The sequence below is a fragment of the Streptococcus sp. CF7_Ac1-8 genome, from assembly GCF_024295435.1.
GTDB classification, from domain to species: domain Bacteria; phylum Bacillota; class Bacilli; order Lactobacillales; family Streptococcaceae; genus Streptococcus; species Streptococcus mitis_AP.
The window spans coordinates 59,772-78,848 of the sequence record NZ_JANCPI010000010.1 but is presented as its reverse complement, the minus strand read 5'-3'; the positions used below and the strand labels follow the sequence as shown (position 1 = coordinate 78,848).

Here is a 19,077-nt window from a genome sequence, read left to right as displayed (position 1 = left end):
CAACTCTTACTATTATACCCACTTTTTAAACTTTGTCAACTACTTTTTTGAAACTTTTTTAATTAATTTTACCACTGCTTCAGTTCGAGCGGTGTGTGGAAACATATCGACCGACTGAATATAATGGAGATCATAGACTTCTACTAAACGTACTAAATCACGAGCCAAGGTCGAAACATTGCAAGAAATATAGACCATTTTTTCTGGTACATAGGTAAGAATAGTATCTAATAACTTATCATCCAGACCTGTGCGTGGTGGATCCACAATCAGAGCATCTGCTCGGTAGCCTTCCTTATACCAGCGAGGAATAATCTCTTCTGCCGTTCCAGCTTCATAATGAGTATTGTCAAATCCCATTCTTTTAGCATTTCGCTTGGCATCTTCAATGGCTTCTGGAATAATATCCATGCCTCTGAGTGTTTTAACTTTCTTTGCAAAGGCAAATCCAATCGTTCCAACTCCACAGTAAGCATCTATCAAATGGTCTTCTTTATTAACATCCAGCGCTTTTACTGCCTCACTATAGAGGACTTCTGTTTGTTCAGGATTTAGTTGATAGAAAGCTCGAGGAGATAGTGAAAATTCATAATCTAGTACACCTTCTTGAATACTCTCTTCTCCCCAGATAATCTCTGTCTTTTCACCATAAATCTCACTGGTTTTAGCTGTATTTGTATTCACAGCTACTGTCACAACTTCTGGGAAATCTTTAACTAAGTCTTTCACTAGTTGGGTTAAATTAAGCTGACGATTTGTAACAATAATAATCTGAACCTGTCCAGTCTTTCTAGCTCGTCGGACCATTATAGTTCTGACACCTAGAGCTTTTCTCTCATCTGTGATTGGAATCTGGTGATAAGTAAGTAATTCTGCTAGACGATTAGCAATCACTTGAGTTTCCTTGTCTTGTACCAGGCAGTCTTTCAACTCTACTAAGTAATGAGAGTTTTGTGCATATAAGCCCGCCTTGACCTGATTTTTAAATTTTCGAGTCTGAAATTGTAACTTGGCACGATAGTACTTGGGTTCCTGCATTCCAATCGTCGGGCGGATTTCATAATTTTCATATCCTGCAGGGGCAAATTTTTTTAGCGCTTGATGAAGTAAGTCCGTCTTGAACTCCAGTTGTTTATCATAATGCAGGTGCATGATTTGGCAACCTCCGCATTCATTATAAATAGTACAAGCTGGCACAACTCGGAATTTAGACTTCTTGTTGACCTTTAGTAGCTTTGCTTCAACAAAGTTGCGTTTAATAGAAGTAATCTGACAATAGATATCTTCTCCTTTGAGAGCACCAGGCACAAAGACTAATGTTTTTTGATAAAAGCCGATTCCCTCACCATTAATTCCCATGCGCTTGATTTTTAATGGTATTTTTTGTTTCACTTTCAGATTCATACCCCTATCTTATCACATTTTGAGTTATTCCGCTACCGCTTGATTTTTATATTTCATTAGTAAGTAAAGGCCTTGATATTCCTGATTTTCTTTAAAATCATATTTCCTTATATTTTCTTTAAATTCTTTAAAAGTTCCTAAAAATGTTCACAAAAAAAGCCCCACAAAGGAGCCACTACACTAACTATATGATGAGTTCAGCAGGCAAGAAACTAGCACGGTCAAACGTGCTTTTTTTATTACCTATCACCATTATACCATATATCACTAACCTATATATTCAGAAATCTAAAATCCCCTAGATTCATTTCTAAGGGTTTCTAGTTGATTCATGGAGTTCTATATGATGAAGCCCTAAAACGGGGCGTCCTAGACTCCAGTTATTCAGCTGATGGCTACTTATATGCTTCTAGTTCTCCGTTCTGGTGGATTCTAGCAAAGTTTAAGACAGCTATCTGTTTGTATCTATGATAATTAGTGGATTTTGTCCCAGCAATTTCTAAACATTCACTTACCGTTTTCTTCCTCATGTAACAATAATGGATAATAAAGTATTTTCTGGCTCGCTTGTTCTCTATCTTATTGATATCATGGACAAATGTTTCTAGACTCTCTCTGATTGCCTTTTCATGCTTACTAGTCAAATTCCACTGATCAGGTAGGACAAGTTTCCAAGCCTCTTCATCTATTGTAACTTGGTTTTCACTTCCTGCCATCCTCTGGAATCTCAGAAAGTAAGTCATCCGCTTTCTGACGTTCATCATCGTTTTAAACTTATCCAGCTCCATTTTTAACGACAACCTTTCTACTCCTGTAACTTATGCCTAGCTTAATCTTCTTCTAGGATTCCCAAACTTAGCAATTCTTTCATCTCGTTTTCTTTTACGTTCTTCAGCAGACTCTATACCTATCTGTTTTCGACGCTCCACATCTTCTTGATTGATATTACTCCATTTTCTGGTATGTACATTCTGCCGTCTACCATCTTGCGGATAATATTCAACGGTACACCTACAATTACTATGACGTCTATAAATATCATGGGGAACTGAAGGATATTTATAACTGCCTTCCAGTTCTTGGCACCATTTACAACACTTTCCAGCCGTTCGTCTAGTGATTTTAGGGCTAAGTCCTGCTTTATACTGAAATACCACGTTTTTTTGAATCGTATCATCTACAATACTTTGGGTAAAATTAACGATCGTTTCACCCACCAACCATTTTACAGCCCCAAAATCATCTTCACTAGCTAAACGATTGACTAAGCCATCAATCCTATCTTGATTCAACTCAGGAACTTGAGCAGGAATGCGAAGGTTAGCCCTAAGGTTTAAATCTTCTTGAACTTTTTCAGTATAATCACTTACAAGGTCATAGTTTCGACCTAAAACATCTTCCAGCAATCGTTTAGCGATATTATAGTACATCTTGCCATCTGGTAGGCTTTCATTACTTAAGTAAGTTCCTAAAACCTTTGAGAGTATTTCACCAATTTCTATAGCATATTGATTGGCGTCCAGATAATTAGCTTTATTCTCTTCTAACTTTTCTAGTAACTCTTCCAGAATCTCACTATCAAGCCTAGCTTTTTCAAATTCGGCCTTAATTTTCTGGAGTAGACTAGGAAATATATCTTCCATTACTTTTCACCTCCTTTGAGTAAACTGCCTTTTGCATTTTGACGCTCTTTCTGCCGTCTATAGTATCGTTTCTTTTGGGTCAATATCTTGTCTTTTTTCTTTTGGTAACGCTCTGCGTCTTTCTTTTTATTACATAGCTTACAAACTTTTGAGAAACCTTTCTTGTCCGAATGCTTCCTATAAAAGTTTTCGCTAGATAATTCTTTAGTCTCATGACACTTGGAGCATTTTCTAGTTAAAGTGGTTTCATTCAATCCTATTTACTCCTTTTTGTCTTTCTCGCTCGCGAGAAAATATGTACAGTGATGGCGTGAAGTCCTGAAGCTCCGAGGGGGAGGGGGATATCCCCCCATCTTCTCCCTGGTTGCTCCAGCCTCTTTCACAAAAAATATTTTCTAATTACTTTTATAGAATCTTTAAGATAAACCTTTCAGCATTTCGCTCATCGCTTTGTTGAGTTTTTTCTGGTGTTCATCAGGCATTGATAGGCGCTGACTAACTTCTCTATCAACCTCTTTGCGTTTTTCTTCCGTCAAGCGTTCAATCTCTTGCTGGTGCTTTCTTTCCTTCTTTTCTTTTAATAGTTCACCAGAACGATCTATGATAGCTTGCCACTTGGCGTCTCTTGCTAAACATTCTTGTCTATGTCGCTCCATCGCGTCAACTGCTTGTCTAGTTTTCTCTTCATAAATCTCAGCAGACTTTTCCGCTAAATACTTCCCGTATTCGTTTAAATCAAACTTACCAGTAGGTAGGGTCATTCTATATACCTCATCTTTCTATTTTTTAGTAGGGGGATAGCTGAAGGGGGGAGGGGGCTTTTTTAACTTTGCCCCTTTTTGAAATTCTCAGCCATTTCTTTCAAACTATACTGATATCCGTATAGGGCGTTTCTTGGTGTATAAGATAAACCTGAAAAGAAATCACTTAAAATCCAGCCGTTCTTAGCTTTTTTATAATCTTCATTATTTTTAGAGATATCCTTTTCAAGTTTTTTAAGAACCTCGTTTACACGTTCCCTTGCCTTAATAGCATTATCTCCAAGTGTTATAATTTCCATTAGTTTGGCAACTGCTGGAGTGAAGAAAGTATCCTGCTCTTCATCGGCTAATCTAAAGATATCTGCAATCAACGCATGATATTCTTCATAGGTAACTAATGGATCTCTAGTTAATTCTTTCAAACGTCCCTCATGAAATTCTTTTGTACGTTCTGCCGTCCATAGGTCACCTTTTGCTTCAACATATTTTTCTGAGTTGATTTCTTTTTGAGCCTGTACAAGTTTGGCTTGAGCGTCTGAAACAGCTTGGTTTGCTTTAACCAGTTCCTCCTCAGTCGTCTCAATAGCTTTCTTATTCTGTTCAATCAGTTTGTCAATTTTAGTTTCAATAGTTTGTAATGTTTCCATGTTCTTTTATTCCTCATTTCTTTTGATTCTTTGTGATTGTGCTTATTGGTTTCAACTCTCTACTGGGTCTTTATTCCTCATTAATTCCTCTTTCTCAAAACAAAAAGAGACGCAACAAAAAAGCTACTTAGCTTTAATGTTACGCCTCTAGTTGTCTAGTCAGCTATCTTTCTTTAATTGTTGTTTCAATCTGGACAATGTTGCCATCTTGACTAGTAAATACCACGCTACCAAAGTCTGGTATTTTCTTCATCTCTATTATACCATTTTTGTTAAAGATAATAAAGTTATCCTGTAGAAATGGAGTGTAATCTTTGCTTTGATTCATCTGTTTTTCCTCTCTTTTTTGGCGCCATATATTTAACATATCTTCTATTTTGTGACTTTCAAGCACTTTCTATAATCTCTTTTATATCAAGGGGATAGGCCTATTTCTTATTTTTGAATTTACATTTTCTCATTATGTTAAATAGAAAGTCTATTTAGTAGTCAAATGTTAGTATACTCTGGTCTAGTTCGTCTTGAGTATAGCCAATATATCCAAGTGTAATCTCTGGTGTTGAATGGTTAAATATTCTTTGTAGAATACCTACATCACCATTCTTTTTGTAATGATGATAGCCAAATGTCTTTCTCATTGAGTGGGTTCCTATATTTTCAATCCCACATTTATTTCCAGCTTCTTTTAAAATTTTATACACTTGAGTTCTTGAAATATGACAAATTTTTACCCCCTTGCCATTCTCTCTTTTTCTGCTCGGAAATAAAAAATCATATTCTTTAAGTTGTTTATTCTCAATGTATTGATTTAAGGCATTTCTTAACTGTTGATTAATTGGAAAACGTCTTATTTTGCCTGTCTTTTTCTCCCTTATTTCAATTTTATCTTCTATGATTTGTTTGACTTTAATTGGAATAATATCACTAACTCGTAAACCTGTATAAATTCCAAATAGGAATAATACGTAATCTCGTTCATTCTTCCTTCTCAAAAAGTCCTTAATTCTTTCAATGTCATCAGTATCTCTAATAGGTTCAACTACTTTCATTTCTAAACCTCTCTTAAAAAAATTCTTAGAGTTCATAAAAAAGTGTAGTCATTTTGGGATATCTAGTGACTACGCTATCCACCTTACAGTCCCAAGGCTTTTCGCCATGCGTAGTCATGTAGTCACCTTGCTCCCAAAAAAATAAACAATAAACGCCTTTTATCTCTTATCTTCATATACTCTTTAATAAATAGAAAATAACTATATTTTTATATAAAAGTCAATAATATCAAGGGTTTAGGGGTGTAGTCAGTAAAATAGTAAAAACAACACTTTTTTCTAACCCCTTATGTATCAAGGGTTTTCTTCCTATTTAAAATGTAGTCACTTTTTAAAAATAAACTACACTGACTACATTTTTTTAACGTAAGCTGGTTTAATACTTTTACCAAATCTTGTTGATCGCCTATGTTCCCAGCCGTCTCGGTTTTGCATATACTTTTTAACCTTAGCCTTATCCTTTGGCGGTACTTTGTCAGTCAAATACACCTCTTGAAAAAATAGGTTAATGGTCATCTTATCCCTATCTACCAGCTCGCCATAGGTGTCTGTGTCCAGTTCAACCGTTCCGCCCCTGTTATTTCTATAGTATCCCTCGTTCATCATATCATAGATATAATAGCATCGCGTCCTGTCGGTAATCGGGAACTGATACATTCTTTTTGGGTAAGGAGTGCCTAAATAGCGCTCCAAATCCTCAAGGGTTTCATCAACAAACTTGTAACGGCTTCTAACCTCATTTACTAGCTTTTCCTGCTCGTCTGTCAGGTTCAAGACTTGGTTAGCTCTCCAAGCCATCACCATAGCACCCCAAAAGTGTCTACGGTCTTTCTCTGTCCACTTCCTGCCCCTATAAGCGGTGTCTTTGTGTACCTCAGCAACCAGAAAGCGCCTTTCTCCTGTCAGATCGTTTAAATAATCATGGTCATTGGTTGCTCTGACAATGATAAAACTCTTAGGGAGTCGCCTATCACTGGAAGCGTAAGGCGGTCTAAACTCCAGCTTGGTTTCTGTGATGAATTTCTTCAATTCTGAAAAACTAGCCTTTTTACTGGCCACCATCTCATCATCAAAGACACACCAGTTTCTCACCATTCTGGCCTTGTCGTCTTTGTCTGTGAAGGTCTCAACAGTTGTAAAATACTTGTGAGTAAACAGCCCCTCAAAAAATTGGGTCTTTCCTACTCCCTGCCTTCCAGTCAAGTCCAGCACAAAGTCAAACTTAACAGTAGGGTCAAACACCTTGGCAACTGCTCCACGGAAAAACAAGTCCATGATAATACGGTTATATTCATCATCCTTGATATTGAGATAATGCCTTAAAATATCAAAGGGATCACGCTGATTTACTAACTCTTTATACTCGCTTTCGCAAGATTCCAGATAGTCTTTTAAGGGATTGTAGCTATGTTCTCCAGCCACCACTTCTAAGATATCAGCGATATCTCCTTTTTTATAATCCATCTTGTACTTAGTAGCAATATAAGCCCTAATCTCTCTGATAATCAGGTCATCGATTGTACCGCTCAAGGTTCTACCATTTAACTTAATGGACTTGGTAACGTCAATTTCATATGTAAAAGTGTTGTACTGTATCGCCCCTTTTATCTTACTGTCCCCGCTCAAAATCTTCTTGAGATTGTCCAAGGTTATGGCGAAGCCTTTTCCTTTGGTTTTAGGCGTAAGATTCAGGCTATTGTTTTCCTCGTTGGTCTCCCTTGCTTGGGTTAAGTCCACCACGGTAGGCGGTATTTGTTGCTGATTCTCTTTGATTATTTCATTTACAATTTCTTCACTATTCAAAAGCCACCTCCTTATAGAATTTTGTCGCTACTTCTAGGAAATAGCTGGCTAAGTCTCTGTGTTTTACGATTGCTGAAAATAGGTCTACCAACTGACTAAAACTGTAGCCATTGACAAATAGCAAGCGGACAAAAAGTGAAGTCTCATACCTGGTATAAATGCCATTACAAATCAAGTCAAAAACCCAGCCTTTTAACTCCACTCCAAGCCCCTGCCGTTGCTCGGTCAACTTGTTTACCTCTAATTCTTTCAGGATCGTCAGCAAGTCAGAACTGGCCATAGCTATCTTCAAGTCTCTAATTAATTTCCAACCCTCCACTTCCTCTTTTTTGTCTTTGACAGCCACATACAAACCTTTATAGCGAAAATCCGTCAGCGCCTCGCCTATCGGTTCAAAGTAGATGAATTTGAAGTGTTCCCCATTCTTCCAAGCTTGGGTAGGGGTAGACTTGAGAAAGCCAAATAAGGCCAATTTGTCATTAGACAAGGTTAACTCTATCACTCTCATTCTCCCACCCCCATAAACTTACGGATATCGTCCACTTTATAATAAACTTTTCTGCTATCGTCTCCTGGAGGCTGATAACGCTTCAAGCCCATTCTTTCCCATTTTTGTAAGGTCAGGTATTTTATATCTAACTCTTCCTGTACTCGTTTTGCGGAAATCAACCCAATGATTCGGGGAGGTATTTTCTCATGACTTTTTAGGTAACGTTCTAAGGCTTCTAATATTTTTATTTGAAGTTCTTCAATCATCCTTTCAAACATATCATCACCTCCACGGCTTAATACCTGCAAGCTGAATATACCGCCCATAATCTGGGCTTAAACTCTCGCTAGGACTTTCTACTAGTTTCCTATTTTCTCGCTCCAGTTGAGCGCTTTTTTTGCGGTCTCGGTGGTTTAGATATATGAGAAGGCTAATCAAAATCACGGTAAAAATAAGCGCCTGTGTATTGCTTAAATCTAGTTCATTCATGCTATGCCCTCGCTTTGTAATTCTTGATATATAACTGTTGCACTTCAGGCTCCATCTTTTGGAAAGCTTCAACTTCTTGAACGGTTACTTTTTTATTGATAAAATCAGCGATAAACTGAAATAAATTCGGATTGTTTACTTTTAAAACAGCCATGAAGTTATCAAATTCTGCTTGTGTCATGTTGTATAGGTCTAGAGTCATTTTAAAAGCCCTCTTTTTTGTAAATCAGAAACTACTAAACTTCGTAAATACGTCCAAGTTGAAGCAGTCTCATGAGTAATACCATTACTTAACTTGTTTTCGTTTATTACTTGATTTAAGTAATTGAATAGTAACCAGTCAGGTTTTTTATTGTACATTTCTGCACACTCATCATCATATTTTTTTAATTCTCCCAGTAAGTTCTCAACATTCTTATTATAAAATTCTTCATGACTCGCTTCCTGCATCTTGTACGCTTCAGATGATTTATAAAAACTTAGCCATAGATTAGTAATTACTGAATTACAATTTTCAACAATTTCCATTGCGCCAATATGATTCTTAGAATTATGCCAATCTGATAAAATATCTAGCTTTTCCTCTACAAGTACCAACTCTTTTTCAAATTCTTTAAAATAATCATTCATATCTTTACCTTTTTCTTTTGGTTTTCCTGTTTCCTATACACGATTAGCACCACTCCAAACGCTGGGCTTTTGCCCCTAGTTGGCGGACGCATGTAGTGATGTTTCGTGGGTAAATACCCACATTTCCGCTAAACAAGTGCTTAGAATCGCCGTGTCAGCACTCGTTTTTCAAAACCTTTTCTAATTGCTTGCCTGCACTTCGGTTTTCTTAGTTTTTCTTCGTTTCGTTTTCGATTTGATCGCCTAATCTTTTCCAGGCTCTATCAAATTCATCACGTTGGATTTCCTTGCTATGTAATTGCCTTGCTAGTTCCATCCCTCGACGCATGAATCTAGCGAAGTGAGTTTTTGCTTCCATCCTAGCCCTCCATCATGTCATAAAGTAGGGCGTAGTGCTTATCTGGGATTCTGTCCAAGGCTTTCAAGCCGTCATGTTCTGCTTTTTGTCTGGTTTCCGCCTTGACTGTGCTATCAAAGGCGATAGAAAAGGCGTTTAGCATTGCCTTATAGCGATCTACGCTCTTCAAATAGCGCCCACGGTCTGACAATTCCTTGTCTTCCAGTTCCTCTTTTACCGAATCGTCCAAGAGTGCGAACTTGGAGTACACCCCTTTTTCTACTTCAAATCCTAGACGCTTGTTTTGTCTCAGATTGTAAAGGTTGACCCTGCAACTCTCCAAGTTGCGATAGCCTAATACTCCAGCGATTTCTTCTAAATTCTTGCCCTCTAATTCGGACAATTTTTCAGCAATATCCTTGAATTTTACTGCTTGATGTTGTTTTCCCATTGTATACCTCATTTTTTGGGTACGCAAAAAGCGCACTCTATTTCTGTGTTTGACAAATAAGAGTACGCATGATAAGATATTTACGTACCTCATTTGTGGTGCATCGCCGTCTATCGTGTTCTGTCGCCAAACAAGTGACACGGTAGGCGGTTTCGTTATGGTTCAGACTTTACAAGCTCAATCCCTCGCATGACTATATCTGTTTTAGTCATGCTTTTCTTTTTGGCAAGTTCTTCTAAATCATTAAAATTCTGTTCAGTCATTTTAATTTTTAGTTGCTTGTTTTTTGGGTTATCACTTTTAGGTCGTCCTAATGTTTTCCCCATTTTTGACCTCTCTTTCTTTCGGGGTACACTTTTATTATATAACGGTGTACCCTTTAAGTCAACCCCTAAACCGAAAAAAATTTAAAATCTTCCCAGCGTACCTTATTTTATTTTCAATGTACTAGCGGAAACCGCTGTATTATGCTATAATCAAGGTATAGAAAAAATATCTATACCTTTAATCTTGTCGCTTGCTTCGGTCGCCAAACTCTCCGCAAGTGACTTTTTTTGTTACCTTTCTTCATGCTTTCTTCCCTGTCTGGGGGCTATAAAGCAAGTCTTTACTTTCGATAAGATCCAGAATCCAGCTAAATCCCTGCTCCATCGTTTCAAGAAATGCGCCCAGGTCTTCACTGTCCAAATCCTCGTAGTTCATACAAAGATATTCGGCTAGTTGTCTGTCTTTCTCAACTAGCTTTTTAAAATCCTTGAAATACTTAGGAATTTCTAAACCCTTGGCATTTGTAACTGTCTTAAAATCATTTTCCATTTTCTATACTCCTATGCTTTAAAAATTAGTTCTTTAATTTCTGAATATCTCATATTCAAGTTGATCATCGCTATTGCCATATCTTCCAATCGTTGATAGTTTGTCAGTTCATCACTTGTTAAACTGTCAATACCGTTTTCACTTTCTCGCTCTTGCATGAGTTGGGCTTTGTTTTTCCCAGTCGCTCCCTTTAGCAGTAGGTTTGTAAGAGTGCTATAGGCATGCTGAGGCGCTTTCTCCCATGATTTGATAGCTTCGGTTAAGGTCTTGCGCTTTGGCTTTTCCAGTTCTCTTTGAAGATAGCGTTTAGAAAGTTCCTCACGCATTTCAAAGAATGCTTTGACTAGGTTCATTTTGAATTGCCGTACTGGTTCGGTATTCTTTAGATAAGTGATCAGCAAGGTAGCTTGTTGCTCATTCAGAAGATAGATTTTTTTCGGTTGCCCTCTCTTATCTAATTTATGGATTTTAAATCCAAGTATTCCCAACGCTTCAAAATCAGCTTTATTGTCTCTGACTAAGCGTGTAATAGTATGGTGCTGTACTTCAGCACATTCAGCGATAATCTCGCTCGTAGTATACGGCTCTTTCTTGCCGTCCATGTAAACCAATTCCATTGGTTCGCTCCTTTCTTCTTTTGTCAGTGCTTGCCACCTAAAACAGTACCAAGGTAAAGCATTAAAGTAGGGGAAAATCGGAGAATATGAACCCCTACAAACCCTTGATACTGCTATAGGTAGCAAGCAAATATTTAGCTAGATCCGTTTATCAATCTCCAGTGGTAAAGCACCACATGAGAAATCTATAAATGTAGAGTAGTATTACGATTGGTTCGCTCCTTTCTAATAATCTTCAGCAAGCCACTGCATGGCTTTTTGGTAAATGCTAGGCTTTACTTCGCCTCCGTCTCGGATTTTCCTGTAAGTAATTGGATTCACTCCAATTTCCTCGCTGGCTCTTTTAGCAGTCAAATTCTTGTCCGCTTGCTTTCGGCGAATTGCTTTTGCTTGTGTTGAGGTGATAAGCAATACAGTTCCCTCCTTTCTTATTTGTAAAGTTTATCTTTACTTAGACCAAGTATATAATGTTTTTCTTTACTTGTCAAGAGGAAATAAATAAAAACTTTACAAAAGTTTTTTTAGCGGTTATAATTTAACTGAGGTGATAAAATGTCAACAATAAAAAATAGACTAAAGATTCTAAGAACCAAAGAGGGAATAACTCAAGATGAATTAGCTCAAATAATAAATAAAGAACTAAAAGAAAACGAAAAACCAATATCCAAAATGGTGATATCTAATTGGGAAAATAATAAACATACTATCAAACCAGATAAAGCCCAGCTACTCGCTAACCACTTTGGGGTAAGCGTTGCTCGCTTACTTGGTTATGAAAACAATTTCATTGAATCTGTAAAAAATTTAAGTCAAAAAGATGGCTCTGATGAAGCATTTTTTAAAGCATTTAGAGCATACTATGAACTAAAAATAGCTGATGGTAAAGAGAATTTATTGACTTTAAAAGATGAAGATTTTTTAAGTAAGTATCGTGAAGAAATTTTAAAAAGCCTCATTCCAAATTTTAATGAGTTAAGTAATCGTGAAATAAAAAAATATTTATCAGATGATAGAATCATTAATGAAGCAGATCAGAAGCTAAATGATTTTCTATTTACTCTTGGAACATTGAACCCTCAAGAAACTCAATTACTGGTAGATTTCATATCCCTATCCCCAAAAGATAAGCAAATAGTATTAAACTTATTAAAATCCTTATCTGATAAATAGCACCCTTATTTCTAAGATCTATTGTGCAAAAACAGGGGAAATTGAAGAATAGAAAGCCGATTTTACAGACTAAAGTGCAAAAAACGGCAAAATTGACAAATATAACGGAGAATCATGGACTACGAAACAACACGGAAGGGACATTTTTAGGACGAAAAAAGCGAACTTTCCCAGCGTTGAGATTTTTCGATACTCAAAAATTTTTAAAAAACAAACCAAAAAGATTGACAAAAACTCAAAATTACAGTATTATTAGGCAATGAGAAGAGTTTCTGCTCCCAAGGGAACAGAGTACGCGAAACACCGCCTAGTTCTACTAGGTGGTGTTTTTGTATATAAGGAACATATATGAAACCATTTCAAACATTAGATGAACAAATAAAACTTCTCCAGTCTAGAGGTTTAGAAATAGATAACATAGAAGAATGTAAAAGATACCTTCTAACTAACAACTATTACAACGTCGTCAACGGATATAGTAAGTTTTTTCAAACATCAAAAGATAAATTTATAACTGGTGCAGACTTTAGAGAAATAGCTGCAACACACTTTTACGATAAAGAAATTAAATCAGCTTTTTTAAAAGCAATTATAGATGCAGAAAAACACTTTAAATCCGTACTGGCATATCGTTTTTCAGAAGCATATCCAACACCATACGCTTATCTAGATATTAATAATTTTGAAACACAAAAAGATACAAAAAGGCTAGCACAAATTACTAATTTAATCAGTATATTAGCTAGAATACTCAATGATTATAATAGGGATAAGCAAAACAATTCTATAAAGCACCACTATAAACAACATGGCGTTGTTCCTTTCTGGGTTATCATCAATGAACTTACATTAGGGCAAGCATTTAACTTTTATAGAAATCTAAACACTGATATAAAAAATCAGATAGCTAGAGATTTATCACCATTCTTACAAGAAAATATTGAATACATCCAAAATAGACCTAGTAAAGACCTTTTAAGTGGAAAGGCTTTAGAAAGTATTATTAAAAATATACTAGAAATTAGAAATATCACTGCTCATAATAATAAGCTTTTCAATTATAAATGTCGTGAGAATCTTCCACAATTAGCTTATTTCCACTATTACAATAACAATGCCAATACATCAAGACAATCTGTATATTATGTTTTTCTTGCCTTACAATGCCTACTTGCTTCCACACAATACGCTCAATTACATAACACTATTATTAAAAGAACCAAAGCTCTAAATAAAAAAGCGCACTCCATTGAAGCCGGCATTGTATTGGACACACTTGGATTTCCGAATAATTGGTATAATATCACTGACACATTAAGATAAAACTACTTGTAATATATGGACTTTTCCCAAACCCCATATAAGCCACATATCCGCCTTGTTTCATATTCTGGTACAATTTACCGTCTGACTGCTTAAAATCGAAAATAAGGGGAGGTTCGTAGCTCCTCGCATGGTATAAACTCAAAACCTTTTCTAATTGCTTGCCTGCTGATGGAAAAGGAGTAAAACCATGAAAATTACAGAATACAAAAAGAAAGATGGATCAGTAGTTTACCGTTCCAGCGTTTATCTTGGTATCGATACCGTAACAGGTAAGAAAGTCAAGACAACTATTTCAGACAGAACCAAGAACAGACTCAAAAGCAAGGCTATCCAAGCCAAGGTAGAGTTTGAAAAAAACGGCTCAACAGTCACAAAAACCGTTAATGTTACCACCTATCAGGAATTGACGAAACTCTGGCTAGAAAATTATTGCCATACAGTCAAACATAGCACCCTTATAGGGGCAAAAAACAACATAAAAAAGTATCTCCTACCAGCCTTTGGAGACTACAAGTTGGATAAGCTGACACCCCCAATCATTCAGCACCAGGTAAACCAGTGGGCAATAGATTACAATCAACTAGGAAAAGGTTATCAGCAATATAACCAGCTCCATGCCTTAAATAAACGCATATTATCCTATGCCGTTTCCTTGCAAGTCATTGCTTCAAATCCAGCTAGTGATATCATCGTCCCACGTCGCAAACCCAAAGAAGGGAAAAAACTGAAATATCTGGATGACGACAATTTAAAAAAATTCTTAGATTATCTGGATCAGTTGCCAAACACTTATAAAAATTTCTCCGATACGGTGTTATATAAGACACTTCTAGCGACTGGTTTGCGTATTCGTGAGTGTCTAGCCTTGAAATGGTCTGATATTGACCTACAAAACGGTAACATTTCAGTTACCAAGACTTTAAACACCCTCAAGGAAATCACTAGCCCTAAAAGTAAAAGTAGTATTAGAGAAATAGCTCTGGATACCAAAACGGTACTCATGCTTCGGCTCTATAAAGCAAGACAATCCCAAATAGGTAGGGAAATAGGGGTAACTTTTGAAAAAGTGTTCTCTGATACCTTTGACAATTATAGAGAAGCTGGAGCGCTCAGATTCAGACTAGAAAAGCATTTAAAACTGGCTGGATGTCCTCATTTAAGTTTCCACGCTTTTCGACACACCCACGCTAGTCTATTGCTCAATGCAGGACTTCCTTACAAAGAAATCCAAACACGGCTAGGCCATGCAAAACTTTCTATGACTATGGACATCTATAGCCACCTATCCAAAGACAATAAGAAAAAGGCGACTTCCTTTTATGAAAAAGCCATTGAGAATTTACAAAGTTCCTAAAAAGTTCTTAAAATTCATCATTAAGGGACAAAAAACGGCTATATCAAGGGGTTTCAGCTTTTTCTCACATTTTGAGTTATAATAGAACTATGAAAATCACAAAACTTGAAAAGAAAAAAAGACTCTATCTGATGGAGCTTGATAATGACGACAAATGCTATATTACTGAAGATACAATTGTGCGTTTTATGCTATCGAGAGATAAGGTGATAAGCGAAGAGGAATTGAAAGAGATTCAGGACTTTGCTCAATTTTCTTATGGTAAGAATCTAGCCCTCTACCATCTATCCTTTAAAGCACGCACTGAAAAAGAAGTCAGAGAATATCTGAAAAAATACGATATTGATGAAAACATCGTTTCTCAAGTCATTGCTAATCTTAAAGAAGATAGGTGGATTAATGATAGCCAGTACGCTTATGCTATCATCAATGCCAATCAACTTTCAGGAGACAAGGGACCTTATGTACTGACTCAGAAACTAGCACAAAGGGGGATTTTAAAATCTACTATAGAAGAAACCTTGAAAGAATTTGATTTTTTGGAAGTTGCTCAACGTATAGCTAATAAACTATTGAAAAAATATGAAGGAAAACTTCCAGCTCGTGCCTTGCAAGATAAGATTATCCAGAATCTGACCAACAAGGGTTTCTCATACTCTGATGCTAAAAGTGCCTTTGACGAATTGGATAGCCAAGTAGACGAAGAAACGACTCAGGAACTTATCTTCAAGGAACTTGACAAGCAATATGCCAAGTATGCTCGAAAGTATGAAGGATACGAACTTAAACAGCGTTTAACTCAAGTTTTAGCACGAAAAGGCTACGATTTTTCGGATATAGCAAGCGCTCTCAGAGAATATCTTTAATATTTTCATGTAAAATTCACAGATTTTAGGCAATTTTATGGTACAATAGTAAACGATAAACTTACAAATTGTAGAAAGTTGGTTAGTTATGAAGCTTCCAAAAGAAGGCGACTTTATTACAATTCAAAGTTATAAGCATGACGGGAGTCTCCACCGAACTTGGCGGGACACCATGGTACTAAAAACAACAGAAAACGCCATTATTGGTGTCAACGATCATACACTGGTTACCGAAAGTGATGGTCGTCGTTGGGTCACTCGAGAACCGGCTATTGTTTACTTTCACAAGAAATATTGGTTTAATATCATTGCCATGATTCGCGATAATGGAATTTCCTACTATTGCAATATGGCTAGCCCCTACTATCTGGATGAAGAAGCACTTAAGTATATTGATTACGATTTGGATGTTAAAATTTTTACAGATGGAGAGAAACGTCTCTTGGACGTTGAGGAGTATGAGCGTCACAAACGCAAAATGAATTATTCTGATGATTTGGACTATATTTTAAAAGAACATGTCAAAATTCTTGTTGATTGGATTAACAATGGACGAGGTCCTTTCTCAGAAGCCTATGTAAACATTTGGTACAAGCGCTATGTAGAACTAAAGAATCGGTAAAGTTGTCAAACTAGGGTGAGAGCCCTGGTTTTTTTATTTTAAAAACCCAGTTTTTCAGCTGGGTTGGTCTCTATATATCTAATTTCGTAACAGTAAATTTGATGTGGGAATAGTCTTTTTCAACATCCTTATCCAGCAAGAACGCTGTGGCATCCTTCTTAACTTGAACCAGGTCAATATTCTGGGCTTGGGCTGCATAGACGCATCCACAATAACATTGACGGTAGATGTCATACTCTTCACACATCTCTACTGAACGTTTGTAGCCTTGATTTTTCTTGAAATCACTTGGAAGATAGTGGGTTGTGTAAATTTTTTGCACATCGATTCCGATGCTGTTAATGGTTTGAGAATTCTTATGAGGACTGATGGTCAAGGCTGAGCCAAAGTAGTCAAATCCCAAGTCCATAGCCACTTGAGCTGTCTTATCCAGGCGGTAGTCAAAGCAAACCTTGCAACGGTCGCCACCTTCTGGCTCTTCTTCCAGTCCTCTGACTAACTTGCGGTATTCATTGGGTTCGTAGGGAGCTTCTAGGTACTGAACGTTATTGCCAGTTCGCTCATTGAAATCACTGACAAATTTTTGGGTGACGTAAGCCCGCTTGTGGTATTCTGCCTTGGGATGGATATTAGAATTGGCAAAATAAATGGTCACGTCTGCATACTTAGTCAAATATTCTAGGGTATAGGTACTACAAGGGGCACAGCAAACATGCATAAGAATAGTTGGCCGCTGCTCATTTTTCTCCCATACTTGTACCATTTTCTGCATGACACGGTCATAATTAATCTTTTGATTGGGGTTCATCTTGCTCAGAATCTCTTCTACATCGATCATGTTCTTCTCCTTTTTCTAGTCTTATTTTATCATATAAGTTAGGAGAGCTCAAATCAATTTAGAAGTGAATAGCATAAAAAGGAGGAATAGCTATTCCCTCCTTTTGTGTTTTTTATAAGTTGTTTTCTATAGAAAACTTACATCATGCCGCCCATCATGCTTGGATCCATTGCTGGAGCCGGAGCTGCTGGTTCTGGTTTATTGGCTACGACTGCTTCTGTTGTCAAAATCAAGCTGGCTACAGATGCTGCATTTTGTAGGGCTGAACGACTCACTTTAACTGGGTCGATAATTCCCTCTTCAATCATGTTAACCCACTCGCCAGTTGCTGCGTTGAAGCCTGTACCAAGCTCAGCATTTTTCAAACGATCGATAACGATTGAACCTTCAAATCCTGCATTGTGGGCGATTTGACGAACAGGTTCTTCCAAGGCACGTAGAACAATATTGCGTCCTGTCGCTTCATCTCCTGTCAATTCCAAATTAGCCACGGCTGGAATCACATTCACAAGTGCTGTTCCACCACCTGCAACGATTCCTTCTTCAACAGCTGCACGAGTAGCGTTAAGGGCATCTTCGATGCGAAGTTTCATTTCTTTCAACTCAGTTTCAGTTGCGGCTCCGACCTTAATAACCGCTACACCACCTGACAATTTAGCCAAGCGTTCTTGTAATTTTTCACGGTCAAATTCAGAAGTTGTAGTTTCGATTTGAGACTTGATAACTGCAACACGATGAGAAATCGCTTCAGGATTTCCCGCACCTTCTACGATAACCGTGCTATCTTTGTCCACAGTTACTCTCGCTGCTTGACCAAGGGCTTCAATGGTCGCGTCTTTCAACTCAAGACCAAGATCTTCTGTGATAACTGTTCCACCTGTCAAGATGGCGATATCTTCGAGCATGGCTTTACGACGATCACCAAAACCAGGTGCCTTAACTGCTACTACGTTGAAGGTTCCACGAATCTTGTTCAAAACAAGAGTTGGAAGGGCTTCGCCATCCACATCATCCGCAATAATCAAGAGTGGACGATTGCTTTGGAGAATACTTTCTAGGAGTGGCAAGATTTCTTGGATATTTGAAATCTTCTTATCAGTAATCAAAATGTATGGATTTTCAAGGTCAGCCACCATTTTCTCGCTATCTGTCACCATGTACTGTGAAAGATAACCGCGGTCGAACTGCATTCCTTCCACAACTTCAAGTTCTGTTTCCATACCACGTGACTCTTCGATAGTGATAACTCCATCTTTGCCAACTTTTTCCATGGCTTCAGAAATATACTCACCTACTTTTTCAGAACGAGAAGAGACGGCAGCAACCTGAGCGATGGCTTCTTTGTTGGCAACAGGGATAGCGTTGTTTTTCAAGGCTTCTACTGCAGCGACAACTGCTGTTTCAATCCCACGACGGATACCGATTGGATTGGCACCTGCTGTGACGTTTTTGATTCCTTCGCGGACGATAGCTTGAGTCAAAACAGTTGCAGTTGTAGTCCCGTCACCTGCGATATCATTGGTTTTTGAAGCTACTTCTGATACCAATTTGGCACCCATATTTTCAAAATGGTCTTCCAATTCGATTTCTTTGGCAATGGTCACACCATCATTGGTAATCAAGGGTGAACCGAATGACTTTTCAAGAACGACATTACGACCTTTTGGTCCCAAGGTTACTTTAACAGTGTCTGCAAGGATATCGACACCACGGACCATAGCTGAACGGGCATCAGATGAAAATTTAATTTCTTTTGACATACTT

At 37.4% G+C, this 19,077-nt stretch carries 27 protein-coding genes; 5 read left to right on the top strand and 22 right to left on the bottom strand.

Features of this window, described 5'->3' with window-relative positions; genetic code table 11:
- Window positions 1-39: 39 nt before the first annotated feature.
- The 20 genes from rlmD to NMM26_RS06540 all read right to left on the bottom strand — a co-directional run bounded on the left by rlmD (window position 40) and on the right by NMM26_RS06540 (window position 11,548).
- Complete coding sequence (gene rlmD / locus NMM26_RS06635; RefSeq protein ID WP_254754039.1) at window positions 40-1,404, bottom strand: 23S rRNA (uracil(1939)-C(5))-methyltransferase RlmD; 1,365 nt, start codon at window positions 1,402-1,404, stop codon at window positions 40-42.
- A 395-nt stretch (window positions 1,405-1,799) separates the two neighbouring features.
- Window positions 1,800-2,192 (bottom strand): hypothetical protein, encoded by a 393-nt coding sequence (locus NMM26_RS06630; RefSeq protein WP_000417893.1) that lies wholly within the window; start codon window positions 2,190-2,192, stop codon window positions 1,800-1,802.
- A gap of 36 nt (window positions 2,193-2,228) precedes the next feature.
- Window positions 2,229-3,047 (bottom strand): hypothetical protein, encoded by an 819-nt coding sequence (locus NMM26_RS06625; RefSeq protein WP_000389424.1) that lies wholly within the window; start codon window positions 3,045-3,047, stop codon window positions 2,229-2,231.
- The gene (locus NMM26_RS06620) at window positions 3,047-3,301 is read right to left on the bottom strand and encodes a hypothetical protein (RefSeq protein WP_001006386.1); all 255 of its coding nucleotides are present in this window, start codon (window positions 3,299-3,301) and stop codon (window positions 3,047-3,049) included. The genes NMM26_RS06625 and NMM26_RS06620 overlap by 1 nt, the downstream gene beginning before the upstream one ends.
- A 162-nt stretch (window positions 3,302-3,463) precedes the next feature.
- Window positions 3,464-3,808, bottom strand: a complete 345-nt coding sequence (locus NMM26_RS06615; protein ID WP_000174707.1) for a hypothetical protein — start codon at window positions 3,806-3,808, stop codon at window positions 3,464-3,466.
- Window positions 3,809-3,870: 62 nt separating this feature from the next.
- Complete coding sequence (locus NMM26_RS06610) at window positions 3,871-4,455, bottom strand: hypothetical protein (RefSeq protein WP_000449363.1); 585 nt, start codon at window positions 4,453-4,455, stop codon at window positions 3,871-3,873.
- Between the two features lie 163 nt (window positions 4,456-4,618).
- Complete coding sequence (locus tag NMM26_RS06605) at window positions 4,619-4,708, bottom strand: DUF2292 domain-containing protein (RefSeq protein ID WP_228110649.1); 90 nt, start codon at window positions 4,706-4,708, stop codon at window positions 4,619-4,621.
- 229 nt (window positions 4,709-4,937) lie between these two features.
- Entirely contained in the window at window positions 4,938-5,504 is a 567-nt protein-coding gene (locus NMM26_RS06600) for a site-specific integrase (RefSeq protein ID WP_000869410.1), read from the bottom strand.
- A gap of 351 nt (window positions 5,505-5,855) precedes the next feature.
- Window positions 5,856-7,307, bottom strand: a complete 1,452-nt coding sequence (locus NMM26_RS06595; protein ID WP_001083579.1) for a virulence-associated E family protein — start codon at window positions 7,305-7,307, stop codon at window positions 5,856-5,858.
- Window positions 7,300-7,815 carry a hypothetical protein gene (locus tag NMM26_RS06590; protein WP_001263814.1) on the bottom strand — a complete coding sequence of 172 codons (516 nt, stop codon included), beginning with the start codon at window positions 7,813-7,815 and terminating at the stop codon, window positions 7,300-7,302. Before NMM26_RS06590 ends, NMM26_RS06595 begins: the two co-directional genes overlap by 8 nt.
- The gene (locus tag NMM26_RS06585) at window positions 7,812-8,075 is read right to left on the bottom strand and encodes a hypothetical protein (RefSeq protein WP_000462954.1); all 264 of its coding nucleotides are present in this window, start codon (window positions 8,073-8,075) and stop codon (window positions 7,812-7,814) included. The genes NMM26_RS06590 and NMM26_RS06585 overlap by 4 nt, the downstream gene beginning before the upstream one ends.
- 4 nt (window positions 8,076-8,079) lie before the next feature.
- Window positions 8,080-8,286, bottom strand: a complete 207-nt coding sequence (locus tag NMM26_RS06580; RefSeq protein WP_001003757.1) for a hypothetical protein — start codon at window positions 8,284-8,286, stop codon at window positions 8,080-8,082.
- A 1-nt stretch (window position 8,287) separates the two neighbouring features.
- Window positions 8,288-8,488 carry a hypothetical protein gene (locus NMM26_RS06575; RefSeq protein WP_000171280.1) on the bottom strand — a complete coding sequence of 67 codons (201 nt, stop codon included), beginning with the start codon at window positions 8,486-8,488 and terminating at the stop codon, window positions 8,288-8,290.
- Window positions 8,485-8,916 (bottom strand): hypothetical protein, encoded by a 432-nt coding sequence (locus NMM26_RS06570; protein WP_001000878.1) that lies wholly within the window; start codon window positions 8,914-8,916, stop codon window positions 8,485-8,487. Before NMM26_RS06570 ends, NMM26_RS06575 begins: the two co-directional genes overlap by 4 nt.
- A 208-nt stretch (window positions 8,917-9,124) precedes the next feature.
- A complete protein-coding gene (locus tag NMM26_RS06565) occupies window positions 9,125-9,274 on the bottom strand; it encodes a hypothetical protein (protein WP_000387644.1) in 150 nt (49 codons plus the stop codon).
- Between the two features lies 1 nt (window position 9,275).
- A complete protein-coding gene (locus NMM26_RS06560; RefSeq protein WP_000517935.1) occupies window positions 9,276-9,704 on the bottom strand; it encodes a hypothetical protein in 429 nt (142 codons plus the stop codon).
- Between the two features lie 155 nt (window positions 9,705-9,859).
- Window positions 9,860-10,030: a hypothetical protein gene (locus NMM26_RS06555; RefSeq protein ID WP_000520760.1), complete on the bottom strand. Its 171-nt coding sequence runs from the start codon at window positions 10,028-10,030 to the stop codon at window positions 9,860-9,862.
- Window positions 10,031-10,271: 241 nt separating this feature from the next.
- A complete protein-coding gene (locus tag NMM26_RS06550) occupies window positions 10,272-10,520 on the bottom strand; it encodes a hypothetical protein (RefSeq protein WP_000426573.1) in 249 nt (82 codons plus the stop codon).
- A gap of 11 nt (window positions 10,521-10,531) precedes the next feature.
- On the bottom strand, window positions 10,532-11,137 hold the full coding sequence (locus tag NMM26_RS06545; protein ID WP_000424679.1) for a Rha family transcriptional regulator: 606 nt from the start codon (window positions 11,135-11,137) through the stop codon (window positions 10,532-10,534).
- Window positions 11,138-11,362: 225 nt separating this feature from the next.
- A complete protein-coding gene (locus NMM26_RS06540) occupies window positions 11,363-11,548 on the bottom strand; it encodes a hypothetical protein (RefSeq protein ID WP_000909284.1) in 186 nt (61 codons plus the stop codon).
- A gap of 141 nt (window positions 11,549-11,689) precedes the next feature.
- Between NMM26_RS06540 and NMM26_RS06535 the strand changes: the two genes are divergently transcribed.
- The 5 genes from NMM26_RS06535 to NMM26_RS06515 all read left to right on the top strand — a co-directional run bounded on the left by NMM26_RS06535 (window position 11,690) and on the right by NMM26_RS06515 (window position 16,475).
- On the top strand, window positions 11,690-12,307 hold the full coding sequence (locus tag NMM26_RS06535) for a helix-turn-helix transcriptional regulator (protein WP_000104073.1): 618 nt from the start codon (window positions 11,690-11,692) through the stop codon (window positions 12,305-12,307).
- 348 nt (window positions 12,308-12,655) lie between these two features.
- Window positions 12,656-13,630: an Abi family protein gene (locus tag NMM26_RS06530; protein WP_000802143.1), complete on the top strand. Its 975-nt coding sequence runs from the start codon at window positions 12,656-12,658 to the stop codon at window positions 13,628-13,630.
- Between the two features lie 190 nt (window positions 13,631-13,820).
- Entirely contained in the window at window positions 13,821-14,987 is a 1,167-nt protein-coding gene (locus tag NMM26_RS06525; protein ID WP_000704673.1) for a site-specific integrase, read from the top strand.
- Window positions 14,988-15,076: 89 nt separating this feature from the next.
- Window positions 15,077-15,853, top strand: a complete 777-nt coding sequence (gene recX, locus NMM26_RS06520; protein WP_000705081.1) for a recombination regulator RecX — start codon at window positions 15,077-15,079, stop codon at window positions 15,851-15,853.
- Window positions 15,854-15,941: 88 nt separating this feature from the next.
- Complete coding sequence (locus tag NMM26_RS06515; RefSeq protein WP_000775316.1) at window positions 15,942-16,475, top strand: DUF402 domain-containing protein; 534 nt, start codon at window positions 15,942-15,944, stop codon at window positions 16,473-16,475.
- A gap of 70 nt (window positions 16,476-16,545) precedes the next feature.
- Here the strand turns inward: NMM26_RS06515 and NMM26_RS06510 are convergent, their stop codons facing one another.
- The gene (locus NMM26_RS06510; protein WP_000567576.1) at window positions 16,546-17,313 is read right to left on the bottom strand and encodes an epoxyqueuosine reductase QueH; all 768 of its coding nucleotides are present in this window, start codon (window positions 17,311-17,313) and stop codon (window positions 16,546-16,548) included.
- 137 nt (window positions 17,314-17,450) lie between these two features.
- Complete coding sequence (gene groL, locus NMM26_RS06505; protein ID WP_254754038.1) at window positions 17,451-19,073, bottom strand: chaperonin GroEL; 1,623 nt, start codon at window positions 19,071-19,073, stop codon at window positions 17,451-17,453.
- Between the last annotated feature and the right edge of the window lie 4 nt (window positions 19,074-19,077).